The sequence below is a fragment of the Paenibacillus paridis genome, from assembly GCF_006345825.1.
GTDB classification, from domain to species: domain Bacteria; phylum Bacillota; class Bacilli; order Paenibacillales; family Paenibacillaceae; genus Pristimantibacillus; species Pristimantibacillus paridis.
On record NZ_VCIX01000092.1, the window covers coordinates 1040368 to 1064677 of the forward strand.

Sequence of the window (24310 nt, forward strand, 5' to 3'; positions counted from 1 at the left end):
GAGGGACATTGTTTGTCGATGCGAGAGAGTGCTGTAAGCACGTATGTGCTCTTACCGCTAGCGAGAGGCATGAATAGTTGCTCTGTAAGCACGTATATGCTCTTACAGCATGAGAGCAACATGGATTAGTGGTCTGTAAGCACGCATGCGTGCTTACAGAGACCAAGCGGCGTAGGATTGAGGTCGAAAGAGTGCTGTAAGCACGTATGTGCTCTTATAGCCAGAGAGTAACCTGTATTAGTCGTCTGTAAGCACATATACGTGCTTACAGAGCCTAAGCGGCGTAGGATTGAGGTCGAAAGAGTGCTGTAAGCACGTATGTGCTCTTATAGCCAGAGAGTAACCTGGATTAGTGGTCTGTAAGCACACATATGTGCTTACAGAGTCCGAGCGGCGTGTGAATTGGAACCTAAAGAGTGCTGTAAGCACGTATATGCTCTTACAGCATGAGAGCAACATGGGTTAGTCGTCTGTAAGCACATATACGTGCTTACAGAGTCCGAGCGGCGTATGCTCGGGATCGAAAGAGTGCTGTAAGCACGTATGTGCTCTTACCGCTAGCGAGAGGCATGAATAGTTGCTCTGTAAGCACGCATGCGTGCTTTCAGAGACCAAGCGGCGTATGATCGGGATCGAAAGAGTGCTGTAAGCACGTATGTGCTCTTACCGCTAGCGAGAGGCATGAATAGTTGCTCTGTAAGCACGCATGCGTGCTTACAGAGACCAAGCGGCGTATGATCGGGATCGAAAGAGTACTGTAAGCACGTATATGCTCTTACCGCCAGAGAGTAACATGGATTAGTGGTCTGTAAGCACATATACGTGCTTATGGAGTCCAAACGCCGTATGATCGAGATCGAAAGAGTGCTGTAAGCACGTATATGCTCTTATCGCCAGAGAGTAACATGGATTAGTGGTCTGTAAGCACACATATGTGCTTACAGAGAGGTGAAGTTAGCCTCTTGCTTTTCCGGGTTGATTTTGTAACAACGGATTCTGGTGGTACCTTTGCCTGCGGGAAGTAACTGCTGTTTGGCTGTCATGCTTTGCAGAAGTTTAAGCGCATCACGCTTTTTGATTTTTAACAGTTCCATGACATCGGAAGGCCGGAGATGATGCTCCAAGCGGGACGCATGCCGTAATACTTCTAACTGCAAGAAAATTTCTGCACTGCTTTCAGATCTTCTGCCTAATAAACTTTTGCCCATAAATTGTTGGAGAAGCTGCTGACACATGCGTGGCCTTTCCTTCATATCGTCAAAAGAGAAACGCAGCACCTTCCAGCCATCCAATACGAGATGATTTTGGCGCATAAGCGAATCTGAGAACTGCAAACGACTGATTTCAGCAGAATGTGCTCGGTAACCGTCAATCTCAATGGCAAGCCGCAGCCCATCATTTAAGTAAGCAAAGTCTAGATATCTTATCCCATCGCGATAGTCGGCGACTTCAAACTCCGGATGCAATCTGTCGAGGTCATGGAATGCGGGATACCATATGTACTCGACAAAATGTCTTTCTGCATGGCCAAGCCCTTGTTCCAGCCTTCGTCTACATGCCCCTTTGCGATTAATCAGCTCCTTATCCATCCATTTCTGCAAATCCGCTTGAAACGACAAATCGATCACCCTTCCTTTTCAAATAAAAAAAACCGCATACTGCGGGTAGGTACTCCCGAGTAGGCGGTGTGCTTCACTGCTTTCCTTCTATGCTTCGTATCATACGATAATTTATAAGCGCGAACAAGTTTTTTCTGAAAGGAAGAATCGCATGATGTGCAAAAGTTGTGGCGGTTTTTATACTCCTACTCGACAAAAAAAGATATGTCATGCTGTCATGAATAGACAGACTTTGAAATAGGATTTTAATATACTAGTCTCAATCGTTCTCCCGGGAGCCGGATGCAGGTCCGTGTATCGCCAGTTGCAGGAAGGTGACCGAAGTGGCTGTTTATGTGGATGTTATGTTTTTGCGAGAGCTTCTCGTGGACGGTGCGATTCTACTAACTTCCGCATGGGCGCGTCATCTTAAACCTAAGCCTTGGCGGGTGTTAGCGGCTTCTGCTGTCGGAGCTTGTTATGTCGTTTTGATGCTTTTTCCGCAATTGTCTTTTTTATTTACGCTAGTTGTAAAGATCGGAGTATCGCTGCTTATGGTTTGGATTGCGTTTGGTTTTGCTTCAATTCAGCATTTTGCAAGGAACATTGCGGCATTTTATGCGGTTAACTTTGTGGCAGCGGGTGCCGTGCTAGGGCTTTATTATTTGTTTATGCAAGGATCAGGTGAGGTATGGAGAACGATTAGTTTCGTCAATGGCAGTATGCATGTGGAGCTTAAGATGGGATTGTTTTATTTAATTGCTGCGTTTTGTATCGGATTGTATATTTACCGTACCGTATTGACGCAAAAAAGAGAACGGGAGCTGGTGCAGACTCATTTAGCAGAAGTGAAGATTACGATTGGTGAACGAGTTCAAACCTGTGTTGGCCTAATCGACACCGGGAACCAGCTATATGACCCGCTAACAAGAACGCCAGTTATGGTGATGGAAGCTTCTATTTGGCAAGAAGATTTGCCCGAATCGTGGATGAATAGCATACGAGATGCACAAGTAGATCGTCTTGTGGCGGGAATGGATGAACAGCCTTACTTCATCTGGCAAGACAGGCTTCGTCTCGTTCCATTCAGAGGTGTCAACCGGGGATCACAGTTCATGCTCGCAATAAAGCCTGATGCGGTTGAGATTACTAGGGAAGGACAAGTTTTTGAAACGCGAAAGGTGCTTATCGGGCTTGACGGCGGAAAGCTAACGTCTGATGGGGCATATCGAGCCATTATCCATCCGTCTATGGTACAACAATAAAAACGTATGCTCATACAAACGAGGAGGGATGGGCCAAATGCTCGTCAAGTACAAATTGATCCTTCAGTTATATTATTATCGTGTCATGTTTTTATTCGGATTAAAAAGCGAAGAGATTTATTATATCGGTGGCAGTGAAGCGCTTCCACCACCCTTAACACGCGAAGAAGAAGAATATTTGCTGGAAAAGCTGCCTTCGGGCGATACGGCCATTCGGGCGATGCTGATCGAACGAAACCTGCGGCTTGTCGTATATATTGCCCGTAAGTTCGAGAATACCGGCATTCATATTGAAGATCTCGTATCGATAGGCGCGATTGGTTTAATTAAAGCGGTCAATACGTTTGATCCGGAGAAAAAGATCAAGCTGGCCACTTATGCCTCGCGCTGTATCGAAAATGAAATATTGATGTACCTGCGCCGCAACAGCAAAACGCGCACCGAGGTATCCTTTGATGAGCCTCTCAACATCGATTGGGACGGCAACGAGCTGCTTTTGTCCGATGTGCTGGGAACTGAAAATGATACGATCTACCGGAACATCGAAGAGCAAGTGGATCGCAAACTGCTGCATAAAGCACTCGATAAGCTTTCTGAACGTGAGCGGATTATCATGGAGTTGCGCTTTGGTCTGGCTGATGGTGAAGAGAAAACGCAAAAGGATGTTGCAGACCTGCTTGGCATTTCCCAGTCCTATATTTCAAGGCTGGAGAAGCGGATTATCAAAAGACTTCGCAAAGAATTTAATAAAATGGTCTAGAGGCCGCGTCCTGCCTACGGTTGTCGAACGATGTCACAATAGGAATAAAAAGGCCTCCTGAGGAGATAATGTACAGTAATGTTTCTCCTTGGGAGGTAATCACGTTGACCCGAAATAAAGTCGAGATCTGTGGAGTGGATACCGCGAAACTGCCTGTCCTAAATAATGTCGAGATGAGAGAATTGTTTACGGCATTGCAAACCCGCAACGAGTGGGCAGCAAGAGAGAAATTAGTAAACGGCAACCTGCGGCTGGTACTTAGCGTTATTCAAAGGTTTAACAATAGGGGAGAGTTTGTGGACGACCTATTCCAGGTCGGCTGCATCGGACTTATGAAGGCGATCGATAATTTTGACCTTAGCCAAAATGTCAAATTTTCCACCTATGCCGTACCGATGATTATCGGAGAAATACGCCGATACTTGCGAGACAACAACCCAATTCGCGTCTCGCGCAGCTTGAGAGATATCGCTTATAAGGCGCTCCAGGTAAGGGATAGCTTAACGAACAGGAATTCACGCGAGCCGACGATCTTTGAAATATCAGAGGCCTTGAACGTTCCGAAGGAAGATGTTGTTTTTGCACTGGATGCGATTCAGGACCCGGTTTCCTTATTCGAACCCATTTATCATGATGGCGGTGACCCCATCTATGTTATGGATCAAATTAGTGATGAGCGCAATAAGGATGTCTCCTGGATTGAGGAGATTGCGCTTCGGGAAGCGATGCACAAGCTGAACGACCGGGAGAAAATGATTTTGTCAATGCGTTTCTTTGAAGGCAAGACGCAAATGGAAGTAGCCGATGAAATTGGGATCTCGCAAGCCCAAGTATCACGTCTGGAGAAGTCAGCGATTCAGCAAATGCAAAAGCATGTAAAATCATAAAAAACGGTGCCGCGAGGCACCGTTTTTTTGTGCGTGAAAAAGCATATGCGGACGAGCTTTGCAAACTTGAAAAATTAGAAGCACGATTTTTGGATAAGAAGGACATTTTGGGCAAATGCCTCATATAGTTATAGGAGAGGTTAAAAGGACGATCACTCTACGTGAAAAGCGGTGAACGGTGATGAAAATATCTGATTTTCAGACGAAGGATGTCATTAATATTGTTGACGGGAAAAAACTCGGTCAAATCTCCGATTTGGAGCTGGATTTAAGACAAGGGCGCATTGATTCGATTGTTGTGCCTCAGTTTACTAAGTTTTTGGGGATGTTTGGCGGCGGAGGGACGGAGGTTGTTATCCCTTGGCGCAACATTGTGAAGATTGGTGCGGATGTTGTGCTGGTGCGCATGGATGATACGAAGCAGCTCCGCGCTGAAGAGGATGATTTGCACGCCCGCTCTTAACGCGGTAAACTATTTTTAGAAAATAAGGCAGAGACGCTGGTCGCTGGGGGAAATGTCCGGCAGCTCTCGGCATGGCTGGTGATGCAGCCAGCTTCTCGAATCTTTGGATAGAGGTGGAACAGTGGAAGCTTTCGAACATTTTCAATTAGCGAAGGGGCCTTCGCTTTTTTTATTGCCCAATTGGACGGTCCGAAATGAACGGTTAACCGTCGGTTTTACAGGCCGGGATGGCGGCTCTAGCGAAGCGCCGTGGTCGTCCTTGAACATGGGACTGCATGTTGGGGACGAGGATCACTCGGTCATCGCTAACCGGAGAGCATTAACAGATGCGATAGATTGGCCATTTGACGCGTGGACATGCGCGGAGCAGGTCCATGGGAATGCCGTGAAGCAAATGATGGAAGGAGACAAGGGACGCGGCAGAGACTCGTTAGGCAGCGTCATAAAGGATTGCGATGCGATAATGACGGATGTTCCAGGCGTGCTGTTAGCTTCATTTTATGCGGATTGCGTACCTCTTTATTTCTATGATCCCGAGCATGATGCAATAGCCCTTGCGCATGCGGGCTGGAAAGGAACGGTACAGGAGATTGCGGCAGTGACAATTCATGCGATGGAAGCCGCGTACGGGACCAATCCTAAGGCTCTTCTTGCAGCGATAGGGCCATCGATTGGCGGATGCTGCTATGAGGTTGATGGTCCCGTCATTAACCAGGTGCAGCGGCTGCTGCACGAGCTTGGCGTAGAAGCGGATACCGCAGAAACGATGTTGAAGTTGTCTGGGGATGGAAAAGCGAACTTGCACTTGAAAGAAATAAACCGACAGATTATGATAAAAGCAGGAATTTTGCCGATCCATATCGAATTAACAGAGTGGTGCACCGGATGCAGACGAGATTTGTTTTTTTCTCATCGCAAAGAAGGTGGCCTAACCGGCCGGATGGCCAGTTGGATCGGCATTCGGGAGAGGTGAAGCATGTCATCTGCATTTGAGGATAGAATAAGGCTCGTAGAAGAGCGGATTAGACAAGCTTGTGAGCGTTCAGGACGCAGCAGGGATGAGGTTCAAATTATCGCAGTGACCAAATATGTGTCTTTGGACACAACAAAGGAAGCGCTAGGACATGGCTACCGGCATCTAGGCGAGAACCGTTGGCAGGATGCACAGGCTAAATGGGAGGCCATTAGCGGCAATCCTATCGGCGTGCCTGACGATCAGCCCATCTGGCATTTCATCGGTTCATTGCAAACGAATAAAGTGAAGGACGTCATTGGGAAGTTTACATACATGCATTCGTTGGACAGGCTATCGCTTGCCGAAGCCATCGACAAGAAGGCCTCTCAGCTTGGTATTGTCGTTCCTTGCTTTATTCAAGTTAACGTATCGGGCGAGGATTCGAAGCAAGGCTTGGAGCCAGAGGACCTGGTTCCGTTTGTGGAACAGCTGAAGCGGTTTCAGTCGATTAAGCCCATTGGCTTGATGACTATGGCGCCTTATGAGGCCGAACCGGAGCAAACAAGGCCCGTGTTTCGAGCATTGCGCGCATGGCGCGATGAGCTTCAGCGGCAATCGAACCATACTAGCACGATCACCCATTTGTCTATGGGAATGTCGAATGACTTTGAGGTCGCGATTGAAGAAGGAGCCACTTGGATTCGTCTTGGCACGATACTAGTTGGGAAAGAGGAGGAATAAAGGATGAGTGTCATGAACCGATTTATGAGCTTTCTTGGTCTGCAGGACGAAGAGGAAGTTGTAGAGAGAGAGCGTGTTGTACAGCAGGAAGAACAAGAAGCTGAAACCACACCGTTCGAAGCACGTAAGACTACAAAGAGCAATAACGTCGTCAGCATCCATTCGCAGAAAAATGTACGAGTTGTGCTTAGTGAGCCTCGTTCGTATGACGAAGCGCAAGAAATTGCCGATCATCTGCGCTCGCGTCGTGCCGTCATCGTTAATCTGCAGCGCGTCCGGAGCGATCTCGCCGTTCGCATTGTTGATTTCCTGAGCGGTACAGTGTACGCTTTAAGCGGGAGCATCTCTAAGCTTGGTCCTAATATTTTTCTATGCACGCCGGATTCAGTGGAAATTCAAGGCGCTATAACGGAAATGCTGGCGGAGGAGAACGACTACAACAAAATGAGGTGACCTTGAGTTGTTTAATAGTGTGGGAGATGTAATTGGTACACTGCAAAGTATTTACAGCTTTATGATTATTGGTTACGTGCTGCTGTCATGGCTGCCGAATGCCAGAGAAAGCTTTATTGGCGTTTTTCTAGGCAAAATGGTCGAGCCGTATCTCGGCATTTTCAGAAGATTCATTCCCCCGATTGGCGGAATGCTTGATCTTTCCCCGATTATCGCACTTTTCGCTTTGCGTTTCGTGGCGATGGGCCTGGTTGCGGTTATTGAATTTTTGATCCCGTAATGGAATGACTGATTTAAATAAAGGAATGAGATCGTATGAAACAAGGCATATATGATCATTTTCACCCCGATGAGAAGTCTTTCGTAGATCGGGCAGAGGAATGGATAGAGCGGTCCGCACAGCAGCATGAGCTGAAGCGGACCGATTTTTTAGACCCAAGACAAGCTCAAATATTGACGATTCTGGCTAATCGCAATCCGGATGTCAGCATTCGTCTGGATGGCGGATATGAGCAAGCTGAACGCTGCCGTGCGATCATTGGGCCGGAATACCGTCATCTCGATGACGAGGCAGCGGGCATTTCCGTTCTTGTGGTAAACGGGCCAGGACAAGCCCAGCTTGAACTGGACCATGGTGACTTTTTGGGTGCCTTGCTCGGACTTGGCATTAAGCGTGACCGAATTGGTGACATACATGTTCATGAACATTTTTGCCATATTGTCGTCATGGATGAAATTGCCGACTACTTAAATATCCATCTAAGGCAGGTCCATCGAATCAGCGTTCTAACCGACGTTATTCCTCTTCATGAGCTTAAGACGGTCGTTCCGAAGCTGGAGGAGATGAACTTGTCGGTCGCTTCCATGCGATTGGACGGTATCGCTAGCGACGTATACCGGATCAGCCGGTCCAAAATAGTGGACCCGATCAGGGCTGGCAGATGCAGAGTAAACTGGAAATCGGAGGAGGACCCTTCGAAGCAGCTTCGCGAGGGCGATGTGGTGTCCTTTAAGGGACTGGGCCGGTTTAAAGTACTAGAGATGGACGGAGTGACAAAAAAAGGCAGAATCCGAGTAAAGGTCGGCAAATTTATTTGAGTGAATGCAGGAATTTCACTGCGGTTGTCGAAAATGTTCACAACAAATAGTATTTCCGGTTGCCAGAGTCACAAATACCATGAGGAGGTGCGCCAATGCCGTTATCGCCATTGGACATACATAACAAAGAATTCGGCCGGAGACTGCGCGGCTATGACGAGGATGAAGTTAACGAATTTCTCGATCAAGTAATCAAAGACTACGAATCGCTCATTCGTGAAAATAAAGAGATGCAAAATCAAGTGCTGGGCCTGCAAGAGAGATTGAATCATTTTACGAATATCGAAGAAACGCTTAGCAAAACGATCATCGTCGCACAGGAAGCTGCCGATGAGGTAAGAAGCAATGCGAAGAAGGAAGCGCAGCTGATCATTAAAGAGTCGGAGAAAAATGCTGACCGCATTATTAATGATTCACTGGCGAAATCCCGCAAAGTATCGCTTGAGGTCGAAGAGCTTAAGAAGCAAGCCTCGGTCTATCGGGCACGTTTCCGTACACTAGTCGAGGCGCAGCTTGAACTGCTAACGGTTGACGGCTGGGATACGTTGGAGCCGCAGGCTTCCAGATCCTCCGAGCATGAGCTAACGAGAGGCTAATGTTTAAGATTTAGGCGAAATGCCATTTGACATTTGGCCTGTCGGTAAGCTATAACTAGGATAATGAATTGATGATCCAAACTTCGTTGATGAGAACAAGTACGCTTTACGTTCACTCCTCAGAGAGCCGGCGGCAGCTGAAAGCCCGGTGTGTGAACCATTGCGAAATATCCTCTCTGAGAAGCGGCGCCGAACCTGCAAATGCAGCAATAAGCGCTGACGGCCGTCCCCCGTTACAGGGAACGCGAACGAATCGTTCGCGACTAAGGTGCCGCATGAAGCACAGCTCGGCTTGAGCTGACTGTCTTCGGCTTCAAGCTTACTTTGTATGGCTGAAGCATGTGCGGAACAAGGGTGGTAACGCGACTAAGCCTCGTCCCTTCTCATAGGGATGAGGCTTTATTTTTGTTTAAAAAATAGGAGGCTGAACTGATGCAACGCGTAGACGTAAAGGAACGTGCACGCTCTCGTGAGCTGCGTGTGCTTGAGAAATGGAAAACGGAAGAGACATTCAAGAAATCAATCGAAAACCGGGAAGGCCAACCCAATTTCGTCTTTTATGAAGGGCCGCCTACCGCTAACGGTGCTCCGCATATCGGTCACGTGCTTGGCCGCGTAATAAAGGATTTTATTTGCCGCTACAAAACAATGGCAGGCTATCGCGTCATCCGTAAAGCGGGCTGGGATACGCATGGCTTGCCGGTCGAGCTGGGCGTAGAGAAGCAGCTCGGGATTTCCGGCAAGCAAGAGATCGAAGAATATGGCGTAGAGAAATTCGTCAAAAAATGTAAGGCAAGCGTATTTGAATATGAGAAGCAATGGCGCGAGCTGACTGAAGGCATTGCTTATTGGACCGATTTAGACAATCCATATATCACCTTGAAAAATGAGTACATCGAAAGCGTATGGCATATTTTATCGACGATTCATGGCAAAGGGTTGTTGTACCGCGGCCATCGCGTTAGCCCATACTGCCCGGATTGCCAAACGACACTCAGCTCCCATGAGGTTGCTCAGGGCTATGAGGATGTTAAAGATTTGAGCGCCACTGCAAAATTCAAGCTAATCGATTCAGGCGAGTTCGTACTGGCTTGGACGACAACGCCTTGGACGCTGCCGGCGAACGTAGCGCTTGCTGTCAATCCGGAACTGGATTACGTTCGCGCGGCTAAGAACGGCGAAGTATATATCGTTGCTCAAAACTTAGCGGAGAAGGTATTGAAGGATGAGTACGAAGTGCTTTCGGTCATAAAAGGTGCTGAGCTCGTTGGACTTAGCTATGAAGCGCCATTTCATTATGTAGCGATCGATAAAGGCCATATCGTTATTGCCGGTGATTTCGTTAGCGACACAAGCGGTACCGGTATCGTTCATATCGCTCCGGCTCACGGCGAGGATGACTACCGTGTTGCGCGCGAGAACGGCATCAGCATGCTGAGCGTCGTTGATTTGGCAGGCCGCTACGTTGCAGATGTAACTGATTTTGCCGGGCGTTTCGTCAAAGACAGCGAGCTTGATATCGATATCGTGAAAAACTTGAGCGAACGCGGCTTGCTTTACTCCAAGGAACGTTACGAGCATAGCTATCCGTTCTGCTGGCGCTGCAAATCGCCATTGATCTATTACGCAATGGAAAGCTGGTTTATTAAAACGACAGCGGTGAAGGATCAATTGATCGCGAACAATAATACCGTTGATTGGTATCCGGGCCATATCCGCGAAGGCCGGTTCGGCAAGTTCCTGGAGGATCTGGTTGATTGGAACATCAGCCGGAATCGTTACTGGGGAACGCCGCTGAACGTTTGGGTATGCGATGTGACTGGCAAGGAGTATTCGCCAAGCAGCATTGCCGATCTTCGTGCGATGGCTATCGGCGATGTACCGGAGGATATCGAGCTTCATAAGCCTTACGTGGATGGAATCAAGCTCAAATCGCCATTTGCTGAGGGAGCGGAAATGACCCGTACGCCTGAAGTTATCGATGTCTGGTTCGATAGTGGCTCGATGCCGTTTGCACAGCACCATCATCCATTTGAGAACGAGAAGCAATTTGCCGATCAATACCCAGCGGACATCATCTGCGAAGGAATCGACCAAACGCGCGGCTGGTTCTACAGCTTGCTGGCTGTCTCAACTCTATACAATGGCAAAGCACCATACAAAGCGGTCATCTCAACTGGCCATATTTTGGATGAAAACGGGCAAAAGATGTCCAAATCCAAAGGGAACGTTATCGATCCTTGGGAAATCATCAATGAATACGGAACAGACGCGTTCCGCTGGGCTTTGCTAGCAGATAGCGCTCCTTGGAACAGCAAACGCTTCTCGCGCGGCATCGTTGGCGAAGCAAAATCCAAGGTCATTGATACGATCGTTAACACGCATGCATTTTTCGCATTGTATGCTTCCATTGACGGTTACGATTATAAGGCGCATGAAGAGAAGAAATCGGACAATAAGCTGGACCGCTGGATCATTTCACGCTTGAACAGCTTAATCAATACGGTGAATAAAGGGCTCGAGGTCAACGACTTCCTTAACCCTGCCAAATCCATCGAGCTGTTCGTTGATGAGCTAAGCAACTGGTATATTCGCCGCTCGCGTGACCGCTTCTGGGGAAGCGGGCTGTCAGAGGATAAGCTTGCAGCTTATCAAACGCTGCGCAGCGTTCTGCTGACGCTCTCGCGTCTAATTGCGCCTTATGCACCGCTTCTGGCTGAAGATGTTTACGGCAATCTTGGCGGAACAGGCAGCGTTCATCTCGCAGATTATCCGAAAGCGGATGAGGCGGCAATCGATGAAACGCTGGAGCTGGACATGGAGAGCGCCAAACAGATCGTCGAGCTGGCACGCAATGTCCGCAACGAAACAGGCATCAAAACTCGGCAGCCTCTTTCGGAGCTTATCGTATCTCTTGACCGTGAGTTTCATGTGGCGGACTACGAGGATATCGTAAAGGATGAAATCAACGTAAAATCCATTACGGTACAACATTCGGACAGCGGCTTTGTCGACTTTACTTTAAAGCTGAATCTTAAGGTTGCAGGCAAAAAATACGGCAAAAACGTCGGGGCTATCCAAGGCCAGCTTAAAGGCCTGAACGCTGATCAAACTCGCGATATCGTAAACGGCGGAAGCTTCGCCTTTACAAGCGTGGAGGGCGAGCAGCTTGCGATCTCCGTAGAAGAGCTTCTAGTCGAAAAACAAGCGAAATCCGGCTTTGCATCCGCATCCGGAAATGGCGTGACCGTAGCCCTGAATACGGATATTACGCCTGAGCTAGAGCAAGAGGGCTGGGTGCGTGAAGTAATCCGTGCCGTACAGGATACGCGTAAAAAGCTTGACCTTGCTATTGAGAAGAGGATTGATCTTGTCCTTGACGTGGACACTGAGCTTAAGGATGCGCTTGAAGCGTTCACTGAAGTGCTCTACGACAATGTGCTCGTTCAAAGCGTCACTTACGAGGCAGTGGCTGAGATGGAGAAAGTAACCCTCGGCAGTAAGGAAATAGGGATTTTCATCCGCGGTTAAGGATATAGTATAGAGTAGAATAACAAGCGAAAAACGAGGCCGTCGCCTGCCGGCTGCTGCAGCCCGCGACCAAACGGTCACATGGCGCAAGCAGCAGGAGGAAAGGGGCCTCGTTTTATTGTTTGACAAAGGGGATGCCTCGTATGAAACCAAATAACCCGGAACAGCCGAAAAATTTGAACGAGCTACATACTTCGTTAAACATGCTTGATAGACGGTTGCAAACGATCGCCGCCGATATGGAACGCTCGCAGATGGCCGAATATGTTGACTTATTGAATAGGCCGCGAGCGTTGATATGGAGAAATCTGCTCGCTGGTACGGCCAGAGGCGTCGGCATTGCCATCGGTTTTACTTTTTTTGCTGCGACTATCCTTTACGTGCTAAAGATACTTGGCGCTCTAAATCTTCCTATTATTGGCGATTATATTGCAGATATCGTCCGCATTGTTCAAATACAGCTGGAAGGGAAAACGTACTAATTATTCGTTTTCGTTCTGCTCATCGTTTTCCAGTCCGTGATCGCCTTCGCCTGCTTCTAAGTAATGCTGATATTCGCGGTTTCGAATAACGGACACATGTCGGCCTGTAATGTCAGTCGCCAAAAAGCTTTCAATGGACTCAACAAAACCGTCATGCTCAAAGGCATCGATACCTACATGCTCATAATCAGCGACATCGCGATTTTCAGACATAGCAGGTGAATCGGCATTGCCCCATTGCTCGACAATTTGCCAGGCATCCTCTCCGTCAAAGCCGTTATAAGAATCCTGCTCGTCCATGCTGGTTCGGCCAAATGGAGGATCAAGCAGCAATTCTTCTACGGGCCTGCGCAGCGACACATGCTGACGGGGAGCGTGCTCGATGCAATGAAGCGTGTCTGGAACAGCATCCAGCCGCTCAAGCGGAATCGGCTCATTGCAGGTTGCACATATCCCATACGTGCCATTTGCAATGGCTTCTAAAGCGGCGTCAATCCGCCTTAAATGAAGCTCCTCTTGTTCCAGCAGCGCGATATCCTTCTCACGCTCATAAAGCTCGGTTGCCGTATCGCCGGGATGGTTATCAATCGAGGTTAGCTCGCCGGTGTTGTCCCGCAAAGATTGTGAAAGCCCATAATGGTCTTCGTCGGATAGGCGATGTTCGATTTCGCGCTGCTCATCGAGCAGTCTGCTTTGAAGCAGCATGACATGAGCTGATGATGGGGTTGTCATTTAGAGCACCCTCCTTAAAAGGAAACATAATTGCTGTATTAGCTTAACCGAAAGCCGGCTTTTCAGTATGGACTTGAATGGAAGACAGGCCTTTATTCGCCGATGCTGGCTCTCTTTTGGTTCAATATGCTACAATTGATTGGAATAATAGGGACAAGCGTGATTATGAGGCTCGATTGAGCTGCTGTCATGGGTGTCGTGAAACGTGGCTTCACCAAAAAATAGGAGTGATCACATGCGTTTTTATTATTACTGGATCGCGGTATTGGTTTTTATTCTTGATTTTGCAACAAAAAGATTAATTGAATCCAAACTAGTCATTGCGGAGCAAATTAGCGTTATCGGTAATTTCTTTCTGATTACTTCGCACCGCAACCGTGGAGCAGCATTTGGCATTTTGCAGGAGCAGCGCTTGTTTTTCATCATTATTACCTTGGTTATTGTCTCAGGCATTATTTGGTACATACAGATGATGCGCAAATCTGCAAAGCCATGGCTTCTTGTAGGGCTAGGCCTTGTGCTTGGCGGGGCGATCGGGAACTTTTTGGACCGTGCTCGCTTTGGCGAGGTTACGGATTTCCTGCAATTTAATTTTGGCAGCTATGAATTTCCGATTTTCAACATTGCGGATTCGGGAATCGTTTGCGGCGTCGCTTTAATTTTAATTGACACGCTATTATCAGCTAAAGAAGACAAAAAACGTTCGCAAAATGGAGAGGACAAGGATCAAAACAATCATGAGCAACAGCCTATATAATGAAGAACCGCTCGAATGGATCGCAGAAGCGGAGCAAGCCGGCGAGCGAGTAGATAAGTTTGTAACCGACAGCATGGATGAACAAGGTGTGTCAAGAACGCAAGTACAGGAATGGATCAAGGCTGGAGCCGTTCTGGTAGACGGCAAGGTTGCGAAAGCAAATGTGAAAATTGCCGAGGGCAACAAAGTTGTGCTGCACATTCCGGAGCCGGAGGAAGCCGCAATCGTTCCTGAGAACATTCCGCTGGAAGTGATTTACGAGGATTCGGATTTGATCGTCATTAACAAAAAACGCGGCATGGTCGTTCACCCAGCGCCTGGACATTCATCGGGAACACTAGTTAATGCGCTAATGTATCATTGCAAGGATCTGTCAGGCATCAACGGCATGATCCGCCCGGGGATTGTACATCGTATAGACAAGGATACAACCGGATTGCTGATGGCAGCGAAAAACGATCTCGCACATGTTTCTTTGGCGGAGCAGCTTAAGGACCATACGGTTACCCGTAAATATATCGCTTTGGTGCATGGCAATTTGCCGCATGATCAAGGTACCATCGACGCGCCGATCGGACGTGACCAGAATGACCGCAAGCTGTTTACGGTAACGGAACGAAACAGCAGGCATGCAGTAACCCATTTCCATGTGCTGGAGCGTTTGGGAGATTACACGGTAGTGGAGCTTCAGCTGGAAACGGGCCGAACTCACCAAATTCGCGTGCATATGAAATATATCGGGCATCCGCTTGCCGGCGACCCCGTTTATGGAAGAAACAAGACCGTTGCACTGAAAGGACAAGCTTTGCATGCAACGCTGCTTGGCTTTACGCATCCGCGCAGCGGGGAACGATTGGAGTTTGAAATGCCTTTGCCCGCTGACTTTGAATTTGTGTTAAGCAATCTGCGTTCCAGATAATGTGAAACGTCCAAAAGTGCAAACTTTTCACCACTTTATTCATTATTTCGAGCTGAGAAGTAAGTTATTCTAACAATAACAACAGAAATCAATGAGAAAATAAGGATAGGTGACATGAAATGACATCCATTAATCAAAATTACTTGGAGCTGCAAGGCAGCTACTTGTTCTCTGAAATTGCCAAGCGCCGCACAAAATTTATTCAAGACAATCCGAATGCTGAAATTATCAGTTTGGGTATTGGCGACGTTACACGCGGTTTGCCAGATGCGGTATTAAACGCTATGCACAGTGCAGTAGATGAGCTTGCAGCTCCCGGTTCTTTCCGCGGCTATGGCCCGGAACAAGGATATGATTTCTTGATTAATGCGATTATCGAAAATGATTATAAATCACGCGGCATTGACATTGCCACGAATGAAGTATTCGTGAGCGACGGATCCAAATGCGATGTCGGCAACATTCAAGAAATTTTCAGTGAAAACAGCATTGTAGCCGTACAAGATCCCGTGTATCCGGTTTATGTCGATACGAACGTAATGGCGGGACGCTCGGGCAAATACAACCAAGAAACAAAGCGTTATGAGAATATTGCTTACTTGGAGTGCACAGCCGAGAATGACTTCAAGCCAAGCTTGCCGGACCGCAAGGTTGATATCATTTACTTGTGCTACCCAAACAATCCAACCGGCATGACGCTTACTAAAGAAGAGCTTAAAGTATGGGTTGACTACGCGAGAGCGAACAACTGCATCATTCTTTATGATTCTGCTTATGAAGCGTTCATTCAAGAAGAAGATGTTCCGCGCAGCATTTATGAAATCGAAGGCGCGCGCGAAGTAGCCATCGAATTCCGCAGCTTCTCCAAAACAGCAGGCTTCACAGGCGTACGCTGCGCATATACCGTCGTACCTCGTGAGCTGAAAGGTCTTGATGCTTCCGGCAACGAAGTATTGATCAATGATTTGTGGAATCGCCGTCACACGACAAAATTCAATGGCGTTTCTTATGTGACACAGCGTGGGGCTGCTGCGATTTACTCAGCCGAAGGCAAAGAACAAATCAAAACGCTCGTTGATTATTACATGACAAATGCAGCGATTATCCGTGATGGGTTAGCCTCGCTGGGCCTTGAAGTGTTTGGAGGCGTGAACGCTCCTTATATTTGGTTGAAAACACCGAATGGCATGGATTCTTGGTCTTTCTTCGACAAGCTTCTAACAGAAGCTAACATTGTAGGAACGCCAGGCGTAGGCTTTGGCCAAAGCGGCCAAGGCTACTTCCGACTTACTGCTTTCGGAAGCAGAGAAAATACAGAAAAAGCTGTGGAAAGAATTCGCAAGCTTAGTCTGTAACATTTTTAATCATTGAAGACTTGCTTACAACGCTTACCTTGTATAGCCAATCGGAATCGGATCACACTAAGTACAAGCGGAAATATTCGTTTGGACTTGACATCTTTTGTCGAACGTGGGATAATTCCTATGATATACATCAGTACCTTTAACTCAGTCCCGAGAGGCTGGCAAGGTAGCGTGAATAACAGGCACATCGAAGAGTGAAATAGGACAGCCTAAAGAGCAGCTTTCTGTGACGGAAGCGGCTTGGGCGTGTACCCTGTCTCTTCATGGCCGGTCACAAGCTCCTTGCGATTTATTGCAAGGAGCTTTTTTTGTCGCAACCTGGCATTTGGGCGATTATGGAAGGAGTCAGCGGAAATGACGGAAGAAGAGCATTTAGTCATCATGGATGAAACGGCAATTCGACGTGCATTAACGCGAATTGCTCACGAGATCGTGGAGAAGAACAAAGGCATCGATAATTGCGTAATCGTCGGCATACGGACGCGGGGCATCTACCTTGCTCACCGCATTGCCGAGCGCATCGGCGAGATCGAAGGCAAGCCAGTCATCGTAAGCGAGCTCGATATCACACACTATCGGGATGACCGGAAAGCAGGGATTGCAGCGGACATTGAAGTTGCCGCAGCAATCGGCGATACGGACGGCGTACCCTTTACGGTACAGGACAAACGGATTATTTTATTCGATGACGTACTGTACACGGGTCGCACGATTCGCGCGGCAATGGATGCGCTAATGGATTGTGGCAGACCACAAAGCATACAGCTTGCCGTGCTCGTGGATAGAGGCCATAGGGAACTTCCGATCAGGCCTGATTTTGTAGGCAAAAACGTGCCTACCTCAAAGCAGGAGCAAATTGAAGTGGCTTTAACTGAAATTGATCAAATCGACCAGGTAACGATCATTAACCAGAGGGGGCAAGCCGGATGACGATGACACAGCTTAAACAACGGAGTTTGCTCGGATTAAAAGAGCTTAGCAAGGAAGAGATTGAATCTATTCTAGATCGCGCCGCTTATTGGGAAAACCAACCGGTGAAAGTTCATACGACGATGCAGGGCAAGTTTGCGGCCAATATGTTTTTTGAAAACAGCACGCGCACCCGTTTCTCATTCGAAGTAGCAGAGAAGCGCCTCGGGACAGAGGTACTAAACTTCTCGTCCGCGGTGTCGAGCGTTCAGAAGGGTGAGTCGATCTACGATACGGTTCGCACCTTGGAATCAATGGGAATCGATGTGGGTATCATTCGATTGAAGCCCATTGGCGTCCTTGCCGAGCTGGCAACAAAAATCAAAGTGCCTTTGATCAATGCTGGTGACGGCAATAACGAGCACCCTACACAAGCGCTGCTCGATATGTATACGATGAGAAAGCATTTTGGTCAGCTGAAAGGCTTGACGGTGTCCATTATTGGCGATGTGCTTCACAGCCGTGTAGCCAGGTCTAATCTGTGGGCGCTTCAGAAGTTCGGGGTCAACGTAAACTTCTGCTCGCCACCGAATATGCAGGCTTCTGAGCTTGATGTCAATTATATATCTATAGATGAAGCTTTAAAATCAGACGTTGTCATGATGCTGCGCGTGCAGCTTGAGCGTCATGAGAGCGGCATGCTAAGCTCTGCCGAGAGCTACCGCGAGCACTACGGCCTTACAGTGGAGCGGGCAAGCAAGCTGGCCAGCCATGCGATTATCATGCACCCTGCGCCAATTAACCGCAATGTTGAAATTGACGATGAACTGGTAGAGCATTCGCAATCACGCATTTTCCCGCAAATGGAGAACGGGGTTCCGATTCGAATGGCCGTTGTAGAACGGGCTCTCAGCTAGCGCTAGCAGCATAGATCGAACAAATCCGGAGGGGGAATCATCAATGTCATTATGGATTATAAACGGTAACGTATGGAACGAAACCTCGGGCAAACTAGAAAGCAAGCATATTCAAATCGCAAACGGTAAGATCGAAGCAGTCATTGACGGCGGACAATCGCCGGATACGGGCAGCGCCGAGGTTATCGATGCGCAGGGCAAGCTGGTATCGCCAGGCTTCATCGACATGCACGTGCATTTGCGTGACCCTGGTTTCGAATATAAAGAAGACATTGCAACAGGAACTGCTTCGGCAGCCAAGGGCGGCTTCACAACGATCGCCTGCATGCCTAATACGCGTCCAGTAACGGACACAGCGGAAACCGTTCGATACATTACAAACAAAGCCGAGCAGGTGGGTGTGGTTAAAGTGCTTCCTTACGCATCCATCACCAAAAATGAGCTTGGCCGTGAACTGACTGATTTTGCTTCTCTGAAAGAAGCCGGCGCGATTGGCTTCACGGATGACGGAGTCGGCGTGCAAAACGCCCAAATGATGAAAAATGCGATGGCGCTGGCACAATCGATGGATATGCCAATCATCGCACACTGCGAGGACGATACGCTGGTTGAAGGTGCATGGGCTTCGGAAGGCGAATTTTCCCGCAAGCATGGCCTGAAGGGGATTCCGAATGAATCGGAAGCGATCCATGTCGGCAGAGATATTCTGCTCGCAGAAGCGACAGGCGTGCATTACCATATTTGCCACGTCAGCACGGAGCAGTCGGTTCGTCTGATTCGCTTAGCGAAATCGATCGGCGTAAAGGTAACCGCAGAGGTTTGCCCGCATCACCTGCTGCTGTCCGATGAGGATATCCCAGGCCTGGATGATGCCAATTGGAAAATGAATCCGCCGCTCCGCACGCCGCGTGACGTGCAAGCGGTAATCGAAGCGCTGGAGGACGGCACAATCGATATGGTCGTAACCGATCATGCGCCGCACAGCGCAGAAGAAAAGGCGCGCGGCGTTCAGCTAGCTCCTTTCGGAATCGTTGGCTTCGAGACGGCTTTCCCGCTCTTGTACACCAAGTTTGTACAAACCGGAAAATGGACGCTTGGCTTCCTGCTGCAGCGCATGACGGCTGACCCGGCTCGCGTCTTCCGTCTTCCGACTGGCCGCCTTGAGCAGGGTGCTCCTGCCGATGTCACAATCGTAGATCTGGATAACGAACGTTCGGTAGACCCAAGCACCTTCGCTTCCAAAAGCAACAATACACCGTTCGGCGGCTGGAAGCTTAGCGGCTGGCCGGTAACTACCATTGTTGACGGCGCGGTCGTCTGGTCCGAATAATACCTGATTAACAACTTACTTAAGCCTATATATAGGATGAATCAACACCTGAGGAGTGATACGGATGCAAGCAAGATTATTGTTAGAAGATGGTACGCTATTTACTGGCCTCTCGTTCGGCGCTGAAGCACAGATGATGGGTGAGGTCGTATTTAATACAGGAATTACCGGTTACCAGGAGGTTCTGTCCGATCCTTCCTACTGCGGTCAAATCGTGACGATGACTTACCCGCTTATCGGCAACTATGGCATCACTCGCGACGATTTTGAAGCGATGCGCCCATTCATTCACGGCTTTGTCGTGCGCCGTCATGAAGAAGTGCCAAGCAACTGGCGCGCGCAATATTCGCTCGGCCAGCTGTTGAAAGAGTACGGCATTCCGGGCATTAGCGACATCGATACTCGTATGCTTACTCGTAAGCTGCGCAACTACGGTACGATGAAAGGCCTTATTACAACAGGCAACGAACGTGTGGAAGAGCTTGCTGAGCGTCTGAACATTTCTAAGCTGATGACGGATCAAGTCGCTCGCACTTCGACATCGCATGTATTCTCAAGCCCTGGACAAGGCGAGCGTATCGTGCTTGTTGACTTTGGTGCGAAGAGCGGCATTTTGCGCGAGCTAACGAAGCGCGGCTGTGACGTCGTGGTCGTTCCTCACAATACAACAGCAGAAGAGATTCGCCGCCTAGCTCCGGATGGCATTCAATTGTCGAATGGCCCTGGGGACCCGCAGGATGTACCTTACGCCGTAGAAATGATCTCTGAGTTGCTTGGCGAATATCCGATCTTCGGAATTTGCCTTGGCCATCAACTGTTCGCACTGGCTTGCGGCGCACAAACGACTAAGCTGAAATTCGGCCACCGCGGCGGCAACCACCCAGTTAAAGAGCTGGCAACGAACCGTTGCTACATTACTTCCCAGAACCACGGCTACACGGTGCTTGAGGATTCTATCCAAAATACACCGTTGTCGGTTACTCATATCAACAATAATGACCGGACAATCGAAGGCTTGAAGCACAAGACATTCCCAGCGTTCTCGGTTCAATATCACCCTGAAGCAGCGCCAGGACCTTACGATTCCAGCTACCTTTTCGATGAATTCCTGGAGATGATCCGCACGCATAAGAAAAATAACCCACAAAAACGTCGTCAAGCGGTATTATCGGAGACGTTGAAAGGAGAGCTTCAGTATGCCCAAAAATAATGAACTCAAAAAAATTCTCGTCATCGGTTCCGGCCCAATTGTCATCGGACAAGCGGCGGAATTTGACTACGCAGGTACACAGGCTTGCCAAGCTCTAAAAGAAGAGGGCTACGAGGTTGTCCTTATCAATAGTAACCCTGCAACAATCATGACCGATACAAACATGGCAGATAAGGTTTATATCGAGCCAATCACGTTGGATTTCGTATCCCAAATCATTCGCCAGGAGCGTCCGGATGGTCTTCTTCCAACGCTAGGCGGACAAACGGGCCTTAACATGGCGGTTGAACTTGCGCGCGCTGGCGTTCTTGAACGCGAGAACGTTAAGCTGCTAGGAACGCAGCTGACTGCGATTGAGAAAGCGGAGGATCGCGATTTGTTCCGTGACCTGATGCGTGAGCTTGAGCAGCCGGTACCAGATAGCGATATCGTAACAACAGTAGAAGCTGCGATCAGCTTCGCCAACACGATTGGTTATCCAATCATCGTTCGTCCTGCATACACGCTTGGCGGAACTGGCGGCGGCATTTGCGCTAACGAAGAAGAGCTTCGCGAGACTGTAGCTTCCGGTATTCGTTACAGCCCAATCAGCCAGTGCCTGATCGAAAAATCGATCGCAGGCATGAAGGAAGTTGAGTACGAAGTTATGCGTGATGCGAACGACAACTGTATCGTTGTCTGCAACATGGAGAACTTTGACCCGGTTGGCGTACATACCGGCGACAGTATTGTCGTAGCGCCAAGCCAAACATTGTCTGACCGCGAGTATCAAATGCTCCGTTCGGCATCATTAAAAATCATTCGTGCTTTGAACATCGAAGGCGGTTGTAACGTACAATTCGCGCTTGATCCCCAAAGCTATCAATATTATGTTATCGAAGTTAATCCGCGCGTAAGTCGCTCTTCGGCGCTAGCTTCCAAAGCAACAGGCTATCCAATTGCCAAGATGGCAGCTAAAATTGCGATTGGTTACACCTTGGATGAGCTTGTTAACCCAGTTACTGGTCAAACATACGCTTGCTTCGAGCCTACGCTGGATTATATCGTATCGAAAATTCCACGCTGGCCGTTTGACAAGTTCGTGAATGCGAACCGTAAACTAGGCACACAAATGAAAGCAACGGGCGAGGTTATGGCGATTGGCCGTACGTTCGAGGAGTCGATCCACAAAGCTGTGCGCTCCCTTGAAATCGGCGCACACCGCATTCATTTGAAAGAAGCATCTTCATTAGAAGATGCTGTACTGCGCTCGCGCTTGGAGAAACCGGACGATGAGCGCATGTTCCTTGTAGCGGAAGCTTTCCGCCGTGGCTACAAGCTTCAAGAAATTCAAGACATTACGAATATCGACTGGTGGTTCCTAGATAAAATCCAATCGATCGTCGCGTTTGAAGATCGTATGCGCAGTGAATCAACCTTGTCGGCGCAGACGCTTTATGAAGCGAAACGTAAAGGCTTCTCCGACCGTTCGATTGCAGAAATTCGCAGCGAAGGCTTCCCTAATGGCAGCCATACGACGGAAGCAGACGTTCGCGCGCTTCGCGTACAGCAAAACCTGAAGCCTGTATACAAAATGGTAGATACTTGCGCGGCGGAGTTTGAAGCCTCAACGCCGTATTACTACTCGACTTATGAAGTTGAGAATGAAGTAACTCAAACAGACAAACAGAAAGTGCTCGTTCTTGGCTCTGGTCCGATCCGTATCGGCCAAGGTATCGAGTTCGATTACTCCACTGTTCACGCGGTTTGGGCGATTCAAAAAGCAGGTTTCGAAGCGGTTATCATCAACAACAACCCGGAGACAGTTTCCACCGATTTCAGCACATCGGATAGATTGTACTTTGAGCCTTTGTTCTTCGAGGATGTAATGAACGTCATTGAGCAAGAGAATCCAATTGGCGTAATCGTTCAATTCGGCGGACAAACGGCAATCAACCTTGCAGCGCCGCTTTCCAAAGCAGGAGTGCGCATTCTTGGCTCCAGCCTTGAGAGCATTGATGCTGCTGAGGATCGCAAGAAGTTCGAAGCATTGCTTCGGAGCCTGAGCATTGCTCAGCCTGATGGCAAAACGGTAACAACGGTTGACGATGCTGTCGTAACAGCGCAAAGCCTTGGCTATCCGGTACTCGTACGCCCTTCGTACGTGCTTGGCGGCCGCGCGATGGAAATTGTCTACTCGGACGAAGAGCTTCTGAACTACATGGAAGTTGCCGTAAAAATCAACCCTGAGCATCCGGTGCTTATCGACCGTTACATGCTTGGCAAAGAAGCAGAAGTAGATGCGATTTGCGATGGCGACACTGTCCTGATCCCAGGCATCATGGAGCATGTTGAGCGCGCAGGCGTTCACTCCGGGGATTCCATTGCAGTGTATCCGCCGCAATCATTGTCTGATGATATCAAGAAACAAATCGTTGATATTACGATCAGCATTTCCAAAGCGCTCAACGTTATCGGACTTGTCAATATCCAGTTCGTTATCCATCAGGAGAAAGTGTACGTGATCGAGGTTAACCCGCGTTCATCCCGTACCGTACCGTTCTTGAGCAAAGTTACAAATATACCAATGGCTAACCTTGCTACGCAAGCGATTCTTGGAACGAAGCTTGCTGATCTAGGTTATGTAGACGGCTTGTGGCCAGAAGATGAGTATGTATCGGTTAAGGTACCTGTATTCTCCTTCGCTAAGCTGCGCCGCGTTGACCCGACCTTGACGCCTGAGATGAAGTCGACAGGCGAAGTTATGGGCCGTGACGTACAATATGCGAAGGCACTTTACAAAGGCCTTATCGGTGCAGGCATGAAAATTCCAACATCGGGAGCGATTATCGCAACCGTAGCGGACAAAGACAAAGAAGAAGCAACGGAATTGCTGCGCGGATTCTTTAATCTTGGTTACAAAATCATTGCTACTGGCGGAACGGCCAAAGCGCTTGAAGAAGCAGGCTTGATCGTAACGACTGTCAATAAGCTAAGCGAAGGATCGCCGAATATTCTGGATCTGGTACGTGAAGGCCAAGCGCAATTTGTTGTCAATACGCTGACAAAAGGCAAAGCCCCTGAGCGTGACGGATTCCGAATTCGCCGTGAAGCCGTTGAGAATGGCGTTGTTTGTATGACATCGCTGGATACGGTTCGCGCATTGCTAGTCATGCTCGAAACGTTGAATTTCTCTTCGCGCTCGATGCCGGTGCTGCTTCAAAAAAAATAAGCTGATCTCAGCTTAAAAGTACGGCCAGCGTGATATGCTCCGCTATTCTTCGCTTGACATCCTGTCATGCGAGAATAGCAAGGGGCAGACGTATGGCCGTTTATTATGCCAATGAACAGAGAGAAAAGGAGC

22 protein-coding genes and 1 other annotated feature are annotated in these 24310 nt (G+C 48.6%); of the genes, 20 read left to right on the top strand and 2 right to left on the bottom strand.

Annotated features, from left to right (window positions below; all coding sequences use genetic code 11):
* Window positions 1-938: 938 nt before the first annotated feature.
* Entirely contained in the window at window positions 939-1619 is a 681-nt protein-coding gene (locus FJQ58_RS26385; RefSeq protein ID WP_238404351.1) for a DNA-binding response regulator, read from the bottom strand.
* Between the two features lie 323 nt (window positions 1620-1942).
* On the opposite strand from FJQ58_RS26385, the gene spoIIGA reads away from it, so the two are divergent.
* The 12 genes from spoIIGA (at window position 1943) to FJQ58_RS26445 (ending at window position 12829) form a co-directional block, all read left to right on the top strand.
* On the top strand, window positions 1943-2863 hold the full coding sequence (gene spoIIGA, locus FJQ58_RS26390) for a sigma-E processing peptidase SpoIIGA (protein WP_139997955.1): 921 nt from the start codon (window positions 1943-1945) through the stop codon (window positions 2861-2863).
* A 37-nt stretch (window positions 2864-2900) separates the two neighbouring features.
* The gene (gene sigE / locus FJQ58_RS26395) at window positions 2901-3623 is read left to right on the top strand and encodes an RNA polymerase sporulation sigma factor SigE (RefSeq protein ID WP_139997957.1); all 723 of its coding nucleotides are present in this window, start codon (window positions 2901-2903) and stop codon (window positions 3621-3623) included.
* Window positions 3624-3727: 104 nt separating this feature from the next.
* Window positions 3728-4510, top strand: a complete 783-nt coding sequence (sigG, locus tag FJQ58_RS26400; RefSeq protein ID WP_076339226.1) for an RNA polymerase sporulation sigma factor SigG — start codon at window positions 3728-3730, stop codon at window positions 4508-4510.
* Window positions 4511-4691: 181 nt separating this feature from the next.
* A complete protein-coding gene (locus FJQ58_RS26405; RefSeq protein WP_053375508.1) occupies window positions 4692-4973 on the top strand; it encodes a YlmC/YmxH family sporulation protein in 282 nt (93 codons plus the stop codon).
* A gap of 121 nt (window positions 4974-5094) precedes the next feature.
* Window positions 5095-5946 carry a peptidoglycan editing factor PgeF gene (gene pgeF / locus FJQ58_RS26410; protein ID WP_139997959.1) on the top strand — a complete coding sequence of 284 codons (852 nt, stop codon included), beginning with the start codon at window positions 5095-5097 and terminating at the stop codon, window positions 5944-5946.
* Between the two features lie 3 nt (window positions 5947-5949).
* Window positions 5950-6669, top strand: coding sequence for a YggS family pyridoxal phosphate-dependent enzyme (locus FJQ58_RS26415; protein WP_139997961.1), 720 nt, complete (start codon window positions 5950-5952; stop codon window positions 6667-6669).
* A 3-nt stretch (window positions 6670-6672) separates the two neighbouring features.
* On the top strand, window positions 6673-7122 hold the full coding sequence (locus FJQ58_RS26420) for a cell division protein SepF (RefSeq protein ID WP_139997963.1): 450 nt from the start codon (window positions 6673-6675) through the stop codon (window positions 7120-7122).
* Between the two features lie 7 nt (window positions 7123-7129).
* Window positions 7130-7402: a YggT family protein gene (locus FJQ58_RS26425; protein WP_274382342.1), complete on the top strand. Its 273-nt coding sequence runs from the start codon at window positions 7130-7132 to the stop codon at window positions 7400-7402.
* A gap of 35 nt (window positions 7403-7437) precedes the next feature.
* Window positions 7438-8220, top strand: coding sequence for a YlmH family RNA-binding protein (locus FJQ58_RS26430; RefSeq protein WP_139997965.1), 783 nt, complete (start codon window positions 7438-7440; stop codon window positions 8218-8220).
* Window positions 8221-8315: 95 nt separating this feature from the next.
* Window positions 8316-8816 (top strand): DivIVA domain-containing protein, encoded by a 501-nt coding sequence (locus FJQ58_RS26435; protein WP_139997967.1) that lies wholly within the window; start codon window positions 8316-8318, stop codon window positions 8814-8816.
* Window positions 8817-8893: 77 nt separating this feature from the next.
* Window positions 8894-9200: a binding site (T-box leader), on the top strand.
* Window positions 9201-9248: 48 nt separating this feature from the next.
* Window positions 9249-12347, top strand: a complete 3099-nt coding sequence (gene ileS / locus FJQ58_RS26440) for an isoleucine--tRNA ligase (protein ID WP_139997969.1) — start codon at window positions 9249-9251, stop codon at window positions 12345-12347.
* A gap of 203 nt (window positions 12348-12550) precedes the next feature.
* Entirely contained in the window at window positions 12551-12829 is a 279-nt protein-coding gene (locus tag FJQ58_RS26445) for a DUF5665 domain-containing protein (RefSeq protein WP_238404439.1), read from the top strand.
* Here FJQ58_RS26445 and FJQ58_RS26450 read toward each other — a convergent pair whose 3' ends face one another.
* The gene (locus FJQ58_RS26450) at window positions 12830-13561 is read right to left on the bottom strand and encodes a TraR/DksA C4-type zinc finger protein (RefSeq protein WP_139997973.1); all 732 of its coding nucleotides are present in this window, start codon (window positions 13559-13561) and stop codon (window positions 12830-12832) included.
* Between the two features lie 235 nt (window positions 13562-13796).
* On the opposite strand from FJQ58_RS26450, the gene lspA reads away from it, so the two are divergent.
* The 8 genes from lspA to carB all read left to right on the top strand — a co-directional run bounded on the left by lspA (window position 13797) and on the right by carB (window position 24178).
* Window positions 13797-14318: a signal peptidase II gene (lspA, locus tag FJQ58_RS26455; protein ID WP_139997975.1), complete on the top strand. Its 522-nt coding sequence runs from the start codon at window positions 13797-13799 to the stop codon at window positions 14316-14318.
* A complete protein-coding gene (locus FJQ58_RS26460) occupies window positions 14299-15237 on the top strand; it encodes an RluA family pseudouridine synthase (protein WP_139997977.1) in 939 nt (312 codons plus the stop codon). Before lspA ends, FJQ58_RS26460 begins: the two co-directional genes overlap by 20 nt.
* Before the next feature lie 119 nt (window positions 15238-15356).
* Window positions 15357-16592 carry an LL-diaminopimelate aminotransferase gene (locus FJQ58_RS26465; RefSeq protein WP_139997979.1) on the top strand — a complete coding sequence of 412 codons (1236 nt, stop codon included), beginning with the start codon at window positions 15357-15359 and terminating at the stop codon, window positions 16590-16592.
* Between the two features lie 363 nt (window positions 16593-16955).
* On the top strand, window positions 16956-17531 hold the full coding sequence (pyrR, locus tag FJQ58_RS26470) for a bifunctional pyr operon transcriptional regulator/uracil phosphoribosyltransferase PyrR (protein WP_139997981.1): 576 nt from the start codon (window positions 16956-16958) through the stop codon (window positions 17529-17531).
* Window positions 17528-18427, top strand: coding sequence for an aspartate carbamoyltransferase catalytic subunit (locus tag FJQ58_RS26475; RefSeq protein ID WP_139997983.1), 900 nt, complete (start codon window positions 17528-17530; stop codon window positions 18425-18427). The genes pyrR and FJQ58_RS26475 overlap by 4 nt, the downstream gene beginning before the upstream one ends.
* A 43-nt stretch (window positions 18428-18470) precedes the next feature.
* On the top strand, window positions 18471-19757 hold the full coding sequence (locus FJQ58_RS26480; RefSeq protein WP_139997985.1) for a dihydroorotase: 1287 nt from the start codon (window positions 18471-18473) through the stop codon (window positions 19755-19757).
* Between the two features lie 64 nt (window positions 19758-19821).
* Window positions 19822-20967, top strand: coding sequence for a glutamine-hydrolyzing carbamoyl-phosphate synthase small subunit (gene carA, locus FJQ58_RS26485; RefSeq protein WP_139997987.1), 1146 nt, complete (start codon window positions 19822-19824; stop codon window positions 20965-20967).
* Window positions 20954-24178 carry a carbamoyl-phosphate synthase large subunit gene (carB, locus tag FJQ58_RS26490; RefSeq protein WP_139997989.1) on the top strand — a complete coding sequence of 1075 codons (3225 nt, stop codon included), beginning with the start codon at window positions 20954-20956 and terminating at the stop codon, window positions 24176-24178. Before carA ends, carB begins: the two co-directional genes overlap by 14 nt.
* The last annotated feature ends 132 nt before the right edge of the window (window positions 24179-24310 follow it).